This is a genomic window from Bradyrhizobium elkanii USDA 76, assembly GCF_023278185.1.
Classification (GTDB): domain Bacteria; phylum Pseudomonadota; class Alphaproteobacteria; order Rhizobiales; family Xanthobacteraceae; genus Bradyrhizobium; species Bradyrhizobium elkanii.
In genome coordinates, this window is record NZ_CP066356.1 from 1504394 (window position 1) to 1518269 (window position 13876).

The 13876-nt window shown below is 62.9% G+C and carries 12 protein-coding genes; 5 read left to right on the forward strand and 7 right to left on the reverse strand.

Going from position 1 to position 13876, the window contains the following annotated elements; genetic code table 11:
- Positions 1-323: 323 nt before the first annotated feature.
- Positions 324-1790, forward strand: a complete 1467-nt coding sequence (locus tag JEY66_RS07135; RefSeq protein WP_018268733.1) for a glycerol-3-phosphate dehydrogenase — start codon at positions 324-326, stop codon at positions 1788-1790.
- 249 nt (positions 1791-2039) lie between these two features.
- On the opposite strand, the gene JEY66_RS07140 is transcribed toward JEY66_RS07135, so the two are convergent.
- A complete protein-coding gene (locus tag JEY66_RS07140) occupies positions 2040-2435 on the reverse strand; it encodes a hypothetical protein (protein WP_016843354.1) in 396 nt (131 codons plus the stop codon).
- A gap of 88 nt (positions 2436-2523) precedes the next feature.
- Here JEY66_RS07140 and JEY66_RS07145 point away from each other — a divergent pair, with 88 nt between their 5' ends.
- Positions 2524-3009, forward strand: a complete 486-nt coding sequence (locus JEY66_RS07145) for an Hsp20/alpha crystallin family protein (protein ID WP_026191799.1) — start codon at positions 2524-2526, stop codon at positions 3007-3009.
- A gap of 635 nt (positions 3010-3644) precedes the next feature.
- On the opposite strand, the gene JEY66_RS07155 is transcribed toward JEY66_RS07145, so the two are convergent.
- The 3 genes from JEY66_RS07155 to JEY66_RS07165 all read right to left on the reverse strand — a co-directional run bounded on the left by JEY66_RS07155 (position 3645) and on the right by JEY66_RS07165 (position 7329).
- The gene (locus JEY66_RS07155; protein ID WP_016843356.1) at positions 3645-4061 is read right to left on the reverse strand and encodes a PAS domain-containing protein; all 417 of its coding nucleotides are present in this window, start codon (positions 4059-4061) and stop codon (positions 3645-3647) included.
- A gap of 417 nt (positions 4062-4478) precedes the next feature.
- Positions 4479-4817, reverse strand: a complete 339-nt coding sequence (locus tag JEY66_RS07160) for a hypothetical protein (RefSeq protein WP_018268730.1) — start codon at positions 4815-4817, stop codon at positions 4479-4481.
- A gap of 1282 nt (positions 4818-6099) precedes the next feature.
- Positions 6100-7329: a tetratricopeptide repeat protein gene (locus JEY66_RS07165; RefSeq protein ID WP_016843358.1), complete on the reverse strand. Its 1230-nt coding sequence runs from the start codon at positions 7327-7329 to the stop codon at positions 6100-6102.
- Between the two features lie 223 nt (positions 7330-7552).
- Between JEY66_RS07165 and JEY66_RS07170 the strand changes: the two genes are divergently transcribed.
- Genes JEY66_RS07170 through JEY66_RS07180 form a run of 3 tightly spaced genes read left to right on the forward strand, consistent with a single transcriptional unit; the run spans position 7553 to position 10451 of the window.
- Complete coding sequence (locus JEY66_RS07170) at positions 7553-8725, forward strand: ABC transporter ATP-binding protein (RefSeq protein WP_026191798.1); 1173 nt, start codon at positions 7553-7555, stop codon at positions 8723-8725.
- Positions 8722-9636 carry an ABC transporter permease gene (locus JEY66_RS07175; RefSeq protein WP_016843360.1) on the forward strand — a complete coding sequence of 305 codons (915 nt, stop codon included), beginning with the start codon at positions 8722-8724 and terminating at the stop codon, positions 9634-9636. Before JEY66_RS07170 ends, JEY66_RS07175 begins: the two co-directional genes overlap by 4 nt.
- Positions 9636-10451 (forward strand): ABC transporter permease, encoded by an 816-nt coding sequence (locus JEY66_RS07180; RefSeq protein WP_016843361.1) that lies wholly within the window; start codon positions 9636-9638, stop codon positions 10449-10451. Before JEY66_RS07175 ends, JEY66_RS07180 begins: the two co-directional genes overlap by 1 nt.
- Before the next feature lie 6 nt (positions 10452-10457).
- Here JEY66_RS07180 and JEY66_RS07185 read toward each other — a convergent pair whose 3' ends face one another.
- The 3 genes from JEY66_RS07185 to JEY66_RS07195 form a co-directional block, all read right to left on the reverse strand.
- On the reverse strand, positions 10458-11309 hold the full coding sequence (locus tag JEY66_RS07185; protein ID WP_016843362.1) for a carbohydrate ABC transporter permease: 852 nt from the start codon (positions 11307-11309) through the stop codon (positions 10458-10460).
- Complete coding sequence (locus tag JEY66_RS07190) at positions 11306-12175, reverse strand: carbohydrate ABC transporter permease (RefSeq protein ID WP_026191797.1); 870 nt, start codon at positions 12173-12175, stop codon at positions 11306-11308. Before JEY66_RS07190 ends, JEY66_RS07185 begins: the two co-directional genes overlap by 4 nt.
- A 220-nt stretch (positions 12176-12395) precedes the next feature.
- Entirely contained in the window at positions 12396-13781 is a 1386-nt protein-coding gene (locus JEY66_RS07195; RefSeq protein WP_026191796.1) for an ABC transporter substrate-binding protein, read from the reverse strand.
- Between the last annotated feature and the right edge of the window lie 95 nt (positions 13782-13876).

Sequence of the window (13876 nt, forward strand, 5' to 3'; positions counted from 1 at the left end):
GATAGCCGTCGCGAAAACGGTGTGCCTCGCCCGCTTGCGGGGCCCGCCGCAGGAGGAGCGCTGCCAAAATATCGAAAACAACCCCATGCAAAGGAGCCGGTGGCGGCCGGCGTTCGAGCAGGCGACTTGACACGTCGGGCAACTCAGGGGCATTATTCCAATATTCCGAAATCCTGCAAACGACGCTCGCCCCGCAAGCGGGAGAGGTGGGGTGTGCCGTGAGACCGCTTCCCCCAGGCATCATGTGGTTCGGCGCCACGCCCTGACGCAATTTGGGTGCGAATACGCATTCCGTTCGCATTGAAATGCGATAGGCGTTGCGCATGGCGGACTATGACGTCGCGATCATCGGCGGTGGCCTGAACGGCACGAGCATTGCGCGTGATGCGGCCGGTCGCGGCCTGCGCGTGATCCTGCTGGAGCAGGGCGATCTCGGCTCCGGTGCGTCGCAGGCCTCGCCGCGGCTGGTCCATGGCGATCTGGCCGGGCTGGAACGGCGGGAGTTCTTCCGCGTCCGCAGGGCGCTGAGGGAACGCGACGTTTTGCTGCGCATCGCGCCGCATCTGGTGCGGCCGGTGCGCTTCGTGATCCCTGTTCATGCCGAGGAGCGGCCGCCGTGGCAGCTGCGGTCGTTGCTGCTGCTCTACGAGCCGCTGGCTTCGCGCAGCGGTCTGCCGCGCTCGGCGACGCTCGATGTCACCCACCATCCGGTCGGCAATGCGCTGAAGCGGCCGTTCGGAACCGCGTTCGAATATTCCGACTGCGTCGTCGACGATTCCCGGCTCGTCGTGCTCACCGCCGTCGACGCCGCGGCGCGCGGCGCCGATATCCGCACCGGCGCGCGCGTGACCCGGGCCGAGCGCAGTGAAACCTGGCGGCTAATCGTGATCGACCGAGGCTATCGGCGGGTGATCACGGCGCGGGCGCTGGTCAACGCGACCGGTGCGTGGACCGCCTCGGTCGCCGACACCGTGCTGCGCGTGCCCGCACCTCAGCTCGCGACCGTGCAGATCAGCCAGATCGTGGTGCGCCGCCTGTTCGACTGCGATAACGTCTATGTGTTTCAGAACCCTGACGGCCGGCTGATCTTCGCCAGTCCCTACGAGCGCGACTTCACCCTGATCGGCAGCGTCAGTCATCCCTTCAAGGGCGATCCGGCGGTTGTTGCGATGGATGTGCGCGAGGTGGCCTATCTCTGCGACGCGGCCAATCGCTATTTTCGCGAGCAGATCGCTCTAGTCGACGTGTTGCGAACAGTCTGCGGCGCCAATTCCGTGGTCGCGCCCGCGCGCCGGCACAAGAGCGATGGCGCAGCGCTGCTCGATGTCGGGCGCGGCAAGGCGCCGCTGCTCACGATCTTCGGCGGCGACGTCACCACCGCGCGGCGCCGCGCCGAGCGGGCGGTGTCGGAGTTCACGCGGTTCTATCCGATGACGCCGCGCTGGACCGCGACAGTGCCGCTGCCGGGCGGTGAATTCGCCTGGCAGCGCTTCGAGACCGAGGTCGAGATCGCCCGCGACCGCTGGCGCTTCCTCGGCGAGGCGCAGGCGCGGCGGCTGGTGGCCGCCTATGGGTTGAACGCCAGGGATGTTCTGGGCGACGCCAGGGAGACGGCCGATCTCGGCCCGGCCTTCGGTCCCGAACTGACCGGCGCCGAGGTGCGCTACCTCATGCGCAGGGAATGGGCGCGCTTTCCCGACGATGTGCTGTGGCGCCGCTCCAAGCTCGGGCTGACCATGCCGCAAGCCGATCGCGATGCGCTCGCGGCGTTTATGGCGAAGGCCGATTGAGCGCAATTCTCAAACCTCCCCTTGCAAAGGGGAGGTCGCCTTGCTCGCCAGAGCAAAGCGGGTGGGGATACTTGCGAGTTTGACCCGCATCGGGCTGAGAACGGCGGGCCATTAGGTGATGGGTATCCAAGCTCGAATGATTTCGGTTTCAAATATTGAATGCGCGGCGCTGCGTCGCATCGAAAGGGGCTTGGGGCCCGCTTTGATCTCCATCGGCACATTACGTACAGAACCGAGATGCAAATAATTCTACAAGACTTCAGCAAGTGATGGAGCTGGAGCGAAACGATCAGGTTCGCTGATGGGCCTGACGTCAACGACATCTCCATCATCCACATGGTCGTTGATTGCAGCAAATTCCGCCGCATCAATTTCCAGCAGCCATTCTTTCCACTCTCGGGGGTGTCCTTCCGGCGCAACGGGCTCGCCTCCGGCCGTATACTTGTATTTCGCCAACGCGCTCATGGCCCGTTCCATCGCACCGCCGTCCTTTAGCGTAACAACGCACCTCATCACGACACCTCGCCTGTTAGAAATGACAAGAATTCCACAGCGCTTTGGCGTCGCCTTGACCGGCATCAAAATATGAAGGGCGGCAATCAAGCTGCGACCGAAGACAGAAATTGCCGATCGGTTTCTCTGCATTGATCGATGTCAATGTTAGCTGCCGGGCTATCGGTGTTCCATTTGAAGCTTCCTCGAAAGAGGCGTCGCAAACAAATAGGAGAAACAAATGGCAGCACCATTGCCAGTTCCAGTGACTCAGCAGAAGCCCGCTGGTGCCCGTCCAAGCGCAGATTTCCTGGGCTCGCTCCAACGTGAGATTGACCGGGTCTTCGACAGTTTCACGCGAGGCTTGCCATCGCTGGACTTCAAGACGTCGTCGGGTCTCGCTCCGAACATGGATATCGCAGAGACTGATCGGGACATCGAAATTACCGCCGAGTTGCCGGGTCTCGAACAAAAGGACGTTCAGGTCAACTTGGCAGACGATGTGCTGACTATCAAAGGCGAGAAGAAAGCGGAGAAGGAAGAGAAAGATAAGAACTATTTCCGCATGGAGCGTAGCTATGGTTCGTTCTATCGCTCTGTTCAACTTCCGCCAGGCGTCAACGCCGATAGCATCAAAGCATCGCTCAAGAATGGCGTGCTCAAGGTGACAGTGGCCAAACCTGCAGCGGCGCAGCCGAGGAAGATCGAAGTCAAGGCAGCTGCGTGAAGCAAACGCTGGGTGCGCTCTATCGTCGAACCGAACGGAGCGCGCTCACGTTCTGTAAGGACAGAAGGCGGTTGAAGTTGGCTTCGGCGAGCATAATGACACGGTGTCCCAATACGCAAAGAACGATTTCGACCGGCTTGCGTACAGATATGGTCGTCTTCGAAAGCCTGCCGGACGTCGCCGTACCTGTCGACTGTCCCGAATGTCGTCATCAGCATTATTGGCGGCCGGCCGATGCGTGGCTCAACGCATCCGGTGTACCAAGCCATCAACTGAGTGAGGGGTTACGGCTTCGCGCTAACGGGCCGCACCGGCGAAGAGCGTCTTGAAACCTGTAGCGAGGCGAACCGGCAATCGACGATCACCGGCGGCGAGACGGTTCGATCCACGCACGCCAGTGGGTCGGATGCACATTGATTGCCTCGCCACTCGCCGACTTCACCCAGCCCAGTTGAACACGACGACAGGGAAACACAAGCAGGTGGATCCCGGTGCTGTCGATCACCGCTAACTCCAGGTCGCATCCAAATGGAGCCGTTGCTATGAGCTGCCATTCCATGATGCAATGATTGCATCGAATTAAGTTTCCAATTTGAGGGCGATCAAAAATCCCGTCGAAGGCCAAGACCGAGAGTTCAGGCTGCTGATTTCTTGACGTGCCGCTCAGTTACATCGATGACCTGATGGAGCAAGAAGGCGATCTTGCCGCTATCGTCTAGCACTGGGCTGTTGACGGGTTGCCAGTAGCGTTTCACAAAGACGCCATTCGCGTCGCGCACGTCGTAGCGCTGGATTCTCATGGCGTGCGACTGACCAGTCGTAGCAACAACATTCAGCGACTCGAACAGGTTCGCCACTCCATCGGCCGCCGCGTCGTTAGGGTTGTCGGGGAATATATCGAACATCTTCTCGCCGGCGACCTTGCTCGCATCGATCATGGTGGCGGCGGCGTAGATCTTGTTAGCTTCTACAATGTGCAGGCCGGGGCCAGGCTCGACAAGTAATAGCGGAGTGCTTGCCGCCTCGAACTCACGTTGGAAGGCGCTGGTCAAGGTAGGTAGTTTTACGGAATTGCTGCGCTTGCGAAAGAAACTAGGGTTTTCAAGCCGGGGCTAGATTTCATTCCGAAGCAATTTTCAGATTTCCGGTAGAGGGGCCGTGCGATGCGAGCGGCCCCTTTTCATTTGTCTGGGGCCGATCTCGGGCGGTTTATATCGTGTCGGAAGCCGGGTAGCTCTCGCTCTTGCGGCACTAAAGCGCGATGTGATTAGGTTGAATCGTCATCGCGCTTTAGCTCTTTGTTTGAGCATGATCTTTTCGGAAAACCGCTTCGCACTTTTCCGGATCATGCTTTAGGAAGATTATCTGCCCCTGTTTTTTGCGGAAAGCAGAACGCACAATGCATGTGCGCGTCAAAAGCTAAGGTGAGTCCATGAAAGAGGGCGCGAACTGAGACGGCGTCTAACGTTCTAAAGCAGACCGCCGTCCGCTTTACGGCGCATCTGGACACAGGCACCTTCGATAAACTTCGCCAGCCACTCGAAACTGATCAGCAGGCTTTCAGCCTGTCTGCGCTGCAACGATCCAGGCTCGAATGAATCCGTCAACCGCCGCTGGCGTTCTGCGCGCTCGCGGCACGCCATCGCTCTGCTTTCGGCGAACTCAAGCTGCTCCCGCTCGTGGCCTAGCTTTCTCTCTTCTTCGATCAGGACCTTTGTAACGGTCGCTTTGGTGCTGTCCGGAGTGTCGCTGGCTTTGAGCAGGTCCAAACAATGATCAATGTTTGCACGCGCAATAAACGGGTCCATGGACGTAATCCCTACTAGCTATCGTCCGGGTTCCATCGTGCTCCGGTTTCGTGAGAGCAGCGAGTCAATTTCGCGAGAAAGTTGCACCGTGAAATGACGGTACGCCGCGAACCAGGGGGGACCGAAGCCTGCGCAGCATCGCGATCTTCACCGCGTCCGTTTCAATTGCCGGAAGTTCTTTGAAGTGGGCGATATTCGCCCTCAACATAAAGTCTGCCAATGGCTCATCCCCTCACGCTAACCGGAGCCAAGAACTATCTTGCCACAAAAGTATTCGGACCAAATACCACTTACGGAGAACGCCAGCTTCACTTATCGGCCGGTCGCACCGGACCGGCCAAAAACTTGTATGTTGGCACCCAAGCTGAGTTCCATGTTTCCAGCGTTGACCCGCAGAGGAAGCATTCAAAGCTGCTGATCTCTCGAGCCGGAGCGATGGACTCGGTGCGGCTGTAAACAGCTCCGCAGCGGCAGGTTCGATTGTGCGACTCCATCCGCTCTTATGGGCCTCAAAATCAAAACAGGCCACCTGGTAAATCAAACCAGGCCACTGGCGAAGAAACAAGCCAGCATCACCATTTCCAATGAGAACGTATGGTGAAATTGGAATAGATGAGGAACGCAAGCCGCGCCGCTAGCGGCCCCAGCAACCTTGGGGGCCTTGGGAGGCTGGCTGCTGGGGCCATCTACCGGCCCGCGCGGTGGCGTGTTCGGGCCAGTCGCGGGTATGGAGACCTCGTCACTCAGCGTGGCGCCGTCTTTTCGTCGGAAGCGCCATCGGTCTCGGGCTGCTTCTCCCCGCAATGCAAGCGAGACATGCGGCCCGCGGCTCCCCTTTGGATGGAAGGTCAGGGGCTTATGGCACGTCGCGCAGGTGGGCCATTTCGGCAGCTTCGTCATGGTCGTAGAATTGCGGAAGGCCTCGGCGCGCGTTTGATCTTGATCAAGGTTTCCACGCGAAACGCGCGGTGAGCAGGTGCCCGACCGATGGAAAATACCCGTTAAGCCGTCCATTAGAGCATTTTCGGTTCTGATTGAATCAGAACCGAAGCTGTAGATTCTTGTTTTGACGCGTTTTCTTCACGCGAACCGGTGTCCACTTCGCTCGAAAACGCTCTAGCGTACCCCGTTTCACTTCCCCTTCGGGGGAAGGAGAAGAGTTTCCGGCCGGCACGACTGCGCAGCCCGGATGGAGCCAACGAGTCGCGCGAATGCGCGCCCGATGACAGGCGCCGCGAAATCCGGGAACAGGCGACGACACAGTCACCAACCGCAACAGCTTCTATTGCCGGGCCGCCTCCAGCGACCAGGCGAGGTCACGCCGCGACGGACGGCGATGCAGCCGCTCCGAGATCAGGCTCGTTGCCTGCCGGCCCTGGCCGGCGCGCAGGCATGCGACGATGAAGGTGTCTTCCCACAATTCGCGTTGCGCATGGCTGCCGCCGATCCGCACCAGCTCGGGCATCAGCGGCGCAAGGATGCGCACGGCGTCGTGGTGATCGCCGGCGGCGAACGCCGCGATCCCGCGGCCGAGCCCGATCGCCGCAGGGCCGGGCGCCAGCCTGCCGTCGGCGTCGCGCGCGGCCATCTCGACCAGCCGCGCCTCGAGCGCGTCGTTGTTCGTCGTGGCTGCGACCAGCGCGTGGTGCACGTCGGCGAAATGCGCGCCGGCCTTCGGGAAGTAGCCGTCGCCATAGGCGGCGACATCCTTCCAGTGCTGCTCGAGGCCGGCCTTGCCGGCAACCGTCAGCCGCCACAGCAGCGAGGCCGTGTCGGTGAAGATATTGAGCGGCGGATAGGGCCGGCCCGCCGGCTTGATGTGCTGCTCGTAAATCTCGAGCGCGCTGTCGGCGTCGCCCTCCTCGATCGCGATCAAAGCGAGGTGCCAGGCGAGATGGCCCTGCAGGAAGCTGGTGCGATCATTCGCCGGCAGCCAGGCGGAGAGGAAGCTGCGGCCTTCCGCCGCGTCGCCCTGTTCGAACAGCGCATGCGCGACGGCGTGTGCGGCACCGGCGTTCTCCGGCTTCGCCGCATAGCCGCGCTCGGTGATGGCACGGCCGGACACGACATCGCCGGCCTCGGTCTTCGACCAGCCGAGATAGGTGAGGAACCACCAATCGTCGCCATAGTCCCTGACGTACCGTTCGCAGATCGCGAGCCGCGCGGCGTCATGATCGGGCCGGCCGGAGAACGCATAGAGGCCGAAGGCGCCGAGCAACAGCGACAGCACCTGCGCATCGCGCGGATATTCTGTGAGATGCCGTTCGGCTTCTGTCACCGCCTTCTTGGGCTGGCTCTCGATCACGGACGCCATGATCTCGATGTGCTGGCGCTCGCGCGGGCTTGCGGCCGTGGCCAGCTGCCGTGCATCGGCCGCCTTGGCGCGGGCCTTGGCGCCTTCCATGTTGAGCTGGTGCACGCGGGCACGGCCGATATGGGCCAACGCGAAATCGGGGTCCTCGGCGATCGCCGCCTCGAACGCCGCATCGGCGCCGTGCAGCGCCGCCAGCATGCGACGACGCCGTCGACATAATAGGCGGCGGCGCGGTCCGAGGTCGTCGTCAGCGGCAGGCCGTAGCGGTCGTGAATCATCGGTTGCCCTCCCGGATTTGGCTGCGAAGTCTAGCAGAGGCGCGGACGCCGACAATATTGCGGGAGATGTCCGTGAGGCGGTTGAGCCGGTGGCGATCCACCGCTAGCTTGCCGCCAGAATCGGACCTTACGGGGAATCGGGGCTGACGGACGTGACATCGGGCGAAGCGAGTGCGGAGGCGGCAAGGCCGTTGCCTGAACCGGCCGTCTCGGACATGCCGCTGCTGCGGATCGAGGGTGTCGCCAAGTCGTTCGGCAATTTTCGCGCGGTCGACAAGCTCTCGCTCGATATCCGCGCCGGCGAATTCTTCGCGCTGCTCGGCCCGAGCGGTTGCGGCAAGACCACGCTGCTGCGCATGCTCGCGGGCTTCGAGACGCCGGATGAGGGCCGCATCCTGCTCGGCGGCAGCGACATCGCGCAGGTGCTGCCGCATGAGCGGCCCGTCAACATGATGTTCCAGAACTACGCGCTGTTCCCGCATCTGTCGGTGCGCGACAACATCGCCTTCGGGCTGAAGCGCGCCGGCATGGCGCGCGGCGACATCGCGGGTCGCGTGGCCGAGATGGTGGCGCTCGTCAAGCTCGAGGGGATGGAGAAGCGCAAGCCCGACCAGCTCTCCGGCGGACAGCGGCAGCGCGTCGCACTGGCGCGCTCGCTGGCGCGGCGCCCGCAGGTGCTGCTGCTCGACGAGCCGCTCGCGGCGCTCGACAAGAAGCTGCGCGAGAGCACGCAAGGAGAGCTGATGGAGCTGCAGCGCCGGCTCGGCATGACCTTCATCATCGTCACCCACGATCAGGAGGAGGCGATGACGATGGCCGGCCGCATCGGCGTGATGGATGCCGGCCGTCTGGTTCAGGTCGCAACCCCGCGCAATCTCTACGAGGCGCCAGCCTCGCGCTGGATCGCCGAGTTCGTCGGCGACATCAATCTGTTCAACGGCGAGGTCACGGCCCGCGAGAACGGGCGCCTGACGGTCGCGACGGCTGATGCAGGCACCCTCGCGGTCAGCGAACTGTGGCCGCCGGTGACCAGGCAGGTCGTTGCCGTCGCGATCCGCCCCGAGAAGGTGAAGCTGTCGCGCCGCGCGCCGGCAACGGATGGGGGCGCGTCGCAGGCGATCAACCGGCTGGAGGGCGTCGTCACCGACGTCAACTATCTCGGCGGCGTGACGAGCTACCGGGTGAAGCTGGAGACGGGCGCGGTGGTGCGCTCGTCGATGGCCAACACCGCGCGGCTCGATGTCGATGCCTATCTGGCCGGCCAGCGCGTGGTGGCATGGTTCACGGCCGACGATTGCCTGGTGCTCGAGCAATGAGTGCGCGCCGCATCTTCGCCCGGCCGGCGCGGCTCGCCGCGATCGCGCCCTATCTGTGGATGGTGCTGTTCTTCCTGGTGCCGTTCGGCTTCGTGCTGAAGATCAGCCTGTCGCAGACCGCGATCGCGCAGCCGCCCTATACGCCGGTGTTCGATTTCACCGCGGGCCGGGCCGCGCTGGCCGCGGCGTTCGCGCAATTGTCGTTCGACAATTTCCGCCTGCTGCTGCAGGACAATCTCTACATCCTGTCCTATCTGCGCAGCCTCGTCGTCGCGGTGAGCTCGACGCTGATCCTGCTCCTGATCGGTTATCCCATCGCCTACGGCATGGCACGGCTGCCGCAGCGCTGGCAGGGCGTGGCGATGATGCTGGTCATCGTGCCGTTCTGGACCTCGTTCCTGATCCGCATCTATGCCTGGATCAACATCCTGCAGCATGACGGTCTGCTCAACCAGATGCTGCTGGCGCTGCATATCGTGTCCGCGCCGGTGGTCTGGCTGTCGACCGACAGCGCGATGTATCTCGGCATCGTGTATTCCTATCTGCCGTTCATGATCCTGCCGCTCTATGCGACGCTCTCCAGGATGGACGCGTCGCTGCTGGAGGCCGCGGGCGATCTCGGCGCCTCGCCGCTGCAGGCGTTCTGGCTGGTGACGTTCCCGCTGTCGCTGCCCGGCGTCGGCGCCGGCGCGCTGCTCTGCTTCATCCCTGTTGTCGGCGAGTTCGTGATCCCCGACCTGCTCGCGGGCTCCAACTCGCTGATGATCGGACAGACGCTGTGGCTCGAGTTCTTCACCAACAAGGATTGGCCGGTCGCATCGGCCGCCGCGGTCGCCTTGTTGCTGCTGCTGGTGCCGCCGCTCGTGCTCTACGACCGCCTGCAACGGCGTCAGCTGGAGGCGGGCCGCTGATGGCGCGCACCGTCACCAGGCTCACCCGCTTCAACATGACGTCGCTGGCGCTCGGGCTGGCGTTCCTCTACCTGCCGATCGTCATCCTCGTGATCTACTCGTTCAACGCCTCGCGGCTGGTGACGGTGTGGGGCGGCTGGTCGCTGCGCTGGTACCGCGAGTTCTTTGGCGATCGCGCCATGCTGGAGGCGGCGTGGATGAGCCTGTCGGTCGCCGCGGTGTCGGCCACGCTGGCGACACTGCTGGGCACGCTGGCAGCGGTCGGGCTGGCGCGCGGCGAGCGGTTCCGGGGGCGGGCGCTGTTCTCCGGCATGCTGTATTCGCCGCTGGTGATGCCGGAGGTGATCTCCGGCCTGTCGCTGCTGCTCCTGTTCGTGGCGCTCAATGCCGAGCGCGGGTTCTGGACGGTGACGATCGCCCACACCACGCTGACGATGTGCTTCGTCACGGTCGTGGTGCAGTCGCGCCTCTCCACGCTCGACCGCAGCCTGGAGGAGGCCGCGATGGACCTCGGCTGCGATCCGGTGCGGGCGTTCCTCCTGGTGACGCTGCCGCTGATCGTGCCGGCGATCGTCGCCGGCTGGATGCTGGCGTTCACGCTGTCGCTCGACGACGTCGTGATCGCGAGCTTCACCACCGGCCCGGGCTCGGCGACGCTGCCGATCCGGATCTATTCCGAGGTCCGGCTCGGCGTGAAACCCGAGATCAACGCGATCTGCACGCTGGTGATCGCGCTGATCGCCGCGATCATCGTGGTCGCCTCGTTCGCCTCGAAACTGTCGAGCGCGCGCGGCGAGAGCGCCGCGCCGCTATGAAGCCCGTCACGACTTGACGGCGCCTGCCGTCAGCCCGCCAACCATGTAGCGCTTGAAGGCGTAATAGACTGCGGCCGGCGGCAGCGCGTAGATGAAGCCGGTGGTCATCAACAGCTCCCATGGCGAATCGTCGGCGGCGAGGAAGTTGCCGAGCGCGACCGGCAGCGTGATGTCGGTGTCCTTCGACAGCAGCAGGAACGCGTAGAGATATTCGTTCCACGCGAGCAGGATCGCATAGGTGCCGACCGCGACCAGCGAGGGCATCATCAGCGGCACATAGACCAGGCGGAACAGCTGCAGCGTGGTGGCGCCGTCCATCGTCGCGGCTTCATCCAGCTCGACCGGCAGCTTGTCGGAGGCCTGCTTCAGGACCCAGATCGCGTAGGGCGCGGCGATCGTCACCATCGCGAGAATCAGCGACCAGTGATTGTTGAGCAGGCCGTAATTGCCCATGGTGCGGTACATCGGCACGGCGAGGAACGCGGCCGGGATGAAATAGGTGAACAGCGCCATGTTCATGACGGCGCGGCCGCCCGGCACGCGCAGCCGCGAGATCGAGAACGCGGCGGCGGTGGCCACGAACAGCGTCAGCGCGCCGACCGCGAGCGCAATCACGGTCGAATTCCAGAACTGGATCCAGAAGTCGCGCAGGAAGTAGTGCTGCTGATTGAACACGATCTCGAAATTGTGCAGCGTCGGATGCGTCGGCCACAGCTTGCCGGAGAACGCGTCCTCCTTCGGCGAGATCGCGAACACGAACATGTGGTAGATCGGGATCATGGTCCAGATGAAGACCGGGATGCCGATCAGCAGCAGCTTGGCTTCGGTGCCGACTTCGCGGAGGGTGGGCAGCTTCATCGCGACAACCGTTTCATCATGAAATAGACCAGCGGCAGCACGAACGGCATCGCGCAGACGATCGAGGCCATTGCCAGCGAGAGCTGGTCGAGGCGCAGATAGCGGATGCCGAGGGTCGACAGCACGTGGGTGAGGTCGGCGGGGCCGCCGCCGGTGAGCAAATAGACGCTGTTGAAGTCGCCGAGCGTCCAGATCATCGAGAGCAGCGTGCAGGTGACGTAGAGCGTCTGCATCGACGGCCAGGTGATGTAGCGGAATTTCTGCCACCAATTGGCGCCGTCGACGTCGGAGGCCTCGTACAGGTCGTGCGAGATGGCGAGCCGGCCGGTCAGCAGGATCAGCGTCCAGAACGGCAGCGACTTCCAGATGTGCACGCCGATCGCCATCGCCAGCGCGACCGAGGGATCGTTCAGCCAGTTCGGGCCGTCGTCGCCGGTGAACTTGAAGATCAACTGGTTGACCACGCCCCATTCCGGGTTGAGCATGAAGCGAACCGACAGGATGGTCGGGATCGAGGGTACCGCCCAGGGCAGGATGAAGATGACGGACAGCCACCTGATCCACGGCCGCTGCTGGGCGAAGAAGCCGGACAGGAACAATGCGATCAGCATCTTGATGTTGATGCCGATGACCAGGAAGATCAGCGTGTTGATCGCCGCGCGCGCGAAGATCGGGTCGTGATAGAGCGCGACATAGCTCGCCGGATGGCGCGCCAGCCACAGGCCGTAGCCGACCGGATAGACCACGAAGGCGAGGAAGACGAGCAGATAGGGCGCGAGCAGCACGATGCCCCAGACCTGCGGCGGCGACAGCCGCGCCGACAACGGCGGCGAGGGGACATCGGATGCGGAGAGTGTGATCGCCATTCGGTTACTCTTTGAGCAAGCTACCGCTTGCGCCTACGCCTACCCTGTCGTCCCTGCCTAGTGCGCAGTTGCGCACGGAGCAGGGACCCATAACCACCGGCTTTCGTTATTGCACGAAAGCCGTCGACCGGCTTCTTTCAAGACGACCGCCGCGGCGTATGGGTCCCTGCTTTCGCAGGGACGACAAAGCATACGCTCGCGGCGACCATCATCGTTGATGTTACCCCGCGACCTGCTTGATGCGGGCGATCAGTTCGTCGACGGCCTTGTCCACCGGCACCTTCTCGCTGACGACGCGGTTCATGGCCTTGGCCCAGACGTTCTCGTTGTTCAGGATGGTGAACTTCCAGTTCTTGGTAAAGTCGAACGGCGCTGTGCCGCCGGTGAACTGATTGTAGACCGCCTTGCGATGCCGGTCAGCCTGCCAGAACGGGCTCGCCTGGCTTGCCTTGGTCACCGGGAACCAGCGGCCGAGCGCGCCCTCGATGTAGGGGCGGACATTCTCTTCCTGTAGCAGGAATGCGATGAACTGCTTGCCTTCCGCCTTGTTCCTGGCGTTGGCGAAGATCAACCCGGTCTTGACGTCGGAGCGGTAGCGGATCGTCGATCCGTCCGGCGCCTTCGGGAAGGACGCGGTGATGATGTCCTGCTCATAGGCCTGCTTGCCGGCGGCGCGCTGCGCGTCGGTCAGCGCCGGGTTGGTGGAATCCTCGAACCACTTCGCCGCGATCGAGATCGTGAAGTTGTGGGTCATCACGATCGTCTTGTTGTGGAAGGCGACGTTGTTGTCCGGATCCTTCCAGGTCGTGGAGGAGGGCGGCGAGCAGGCCTTGATGTAGGTGTCGGTGTAGTCCTTCAGCGCGTGAATCAACCCGTCGCGCACCTTGGGATCGTCGACCAAGAGCTTGCCGTCGTCGTCGACCAGCTTGACGTGATAGGCGTCCATGAAGGTGTAGAACGACTGGAACGAGTCGGTGGATTCCACGCCCATCGGCTGGCCGACGCCGTAGATGCGCTGGCCGGTCGCCTTGCGGACCGCCGGCTGCACCTTGTCGCACCAGAACGACCAGTAATCCTCCCACTTGGTCGGGATGTCGGCGGCCTTGAAGCCGGCCTTCTCGAGCATGTCGCCCCAGATCTGGACGTGCATGCTCTGCTGCTTCAGCGGGAAGCCGTAATAGGCCTTCTTCTTGGCGACGTCATTGTAGAGCAGCGCCGTCTCCAGCGTGTTCGGCGCGAACGCGTCCTTCATAGGCAGCAGGATGTCGGAGAGATCCTCGAGCTTGCCCTCATAGGCCCATTTGCCCTGCGCCTGCACGTCGTAGGAGTCGGAATAGGCGACGTCGGGCACGGTACCGGAATCGAGCGCGGCGACCGTCTTCGGAATCATGTCCTGGATCGCGTATTGCGACAGTTCGACCTTGATGCCGGTCTTGGCTTCGAATTTCTTGATCGTCTCGAGCAGCGCGTCGTCTTCGGATTTGTAAAATCCCTTGCCCCACCAGACGGTGATCGTCTTGCCCTGGGCCAGAGCGGGTGCAGTTGCGGCGAACAGGCCGACCGCGGCGACCGCAATTGATAGCGCACCGATAACCTTGGATCTCACGTTGTTCTCCCTCATGAGGCCGGCTTTTTAACCGGTTGGAGAAAACACTAGCGCATGCCCGTGACCCGATAAAGATGTCGCGCCGCCGACTTGCG

Bases quoted from the DNA above. Each gene is read 5' to 3' on its own strand.
- JEY66_RS07140 (WP_016843354.1), bottom strand. From the start codon at position 2,435: ATGCAGAGAAACCGATCGGCAATTTCTGTCTTCGGTCGCAGCTTGATT.
- JEY66_RS07175 (WP_016843360.1), top strand. From the start codon at position 8,722: ATGAGTGCGCGCCGCATCTTCGCCCGGCCGGCGCGGCTCGCCGCGATC.
- JEY66_RS07180 (WP_016843361.1), top strand. From the start codon at position 9,636: ATGGCGCGCACCGTCACCAGGCTCACCCGCTTCAACATGACGTCGCTG.
- JEY66_RS07190 (WP_026191797.1), bottom strand. From the start codon at position 12,175: ATGGCGATCACACTCTCCGCATCCGATGTCCCCTCGCCGCCGTTGTCG.
- JEY66_RS07185 (WP_016843362.1), bottom strand. From the start codon at position 11,309: ATGAAGCTGCCCACCCTCCGCGAAGTCGGCACCGAAGCCAAGCTGCTG.
- JEY66_RS07165 (WP_016843358.1), bottom strand. From the start codon at position 7,329: ATGCTGGCGGCGCTGCACGGCGCCGATGCGGCGTTCGAGGCGGCGATC.
- JEY66_RS07145 (WP_026191799.1), top strand. From the start codon at position 2,524: ATGGCAGCACCATTGCCAGTTCCAGTGACTCAGCAGAAGCCCGCTGGT.
- JEY66_RS07160 (WP_018268730.1), bottom strand. From the start codon at position 4,817: ATGGACCCGTTTATTGCGCGTGCAAACATTGATCATTGTTTGGACCTG.
- JEY66_RS07135 (WP_018268733.1), top strand. From the start codon at position 324: ATGGCGGACTATGACGTCGCGATCATCGGCGGTGGCCTGAACGGCACG.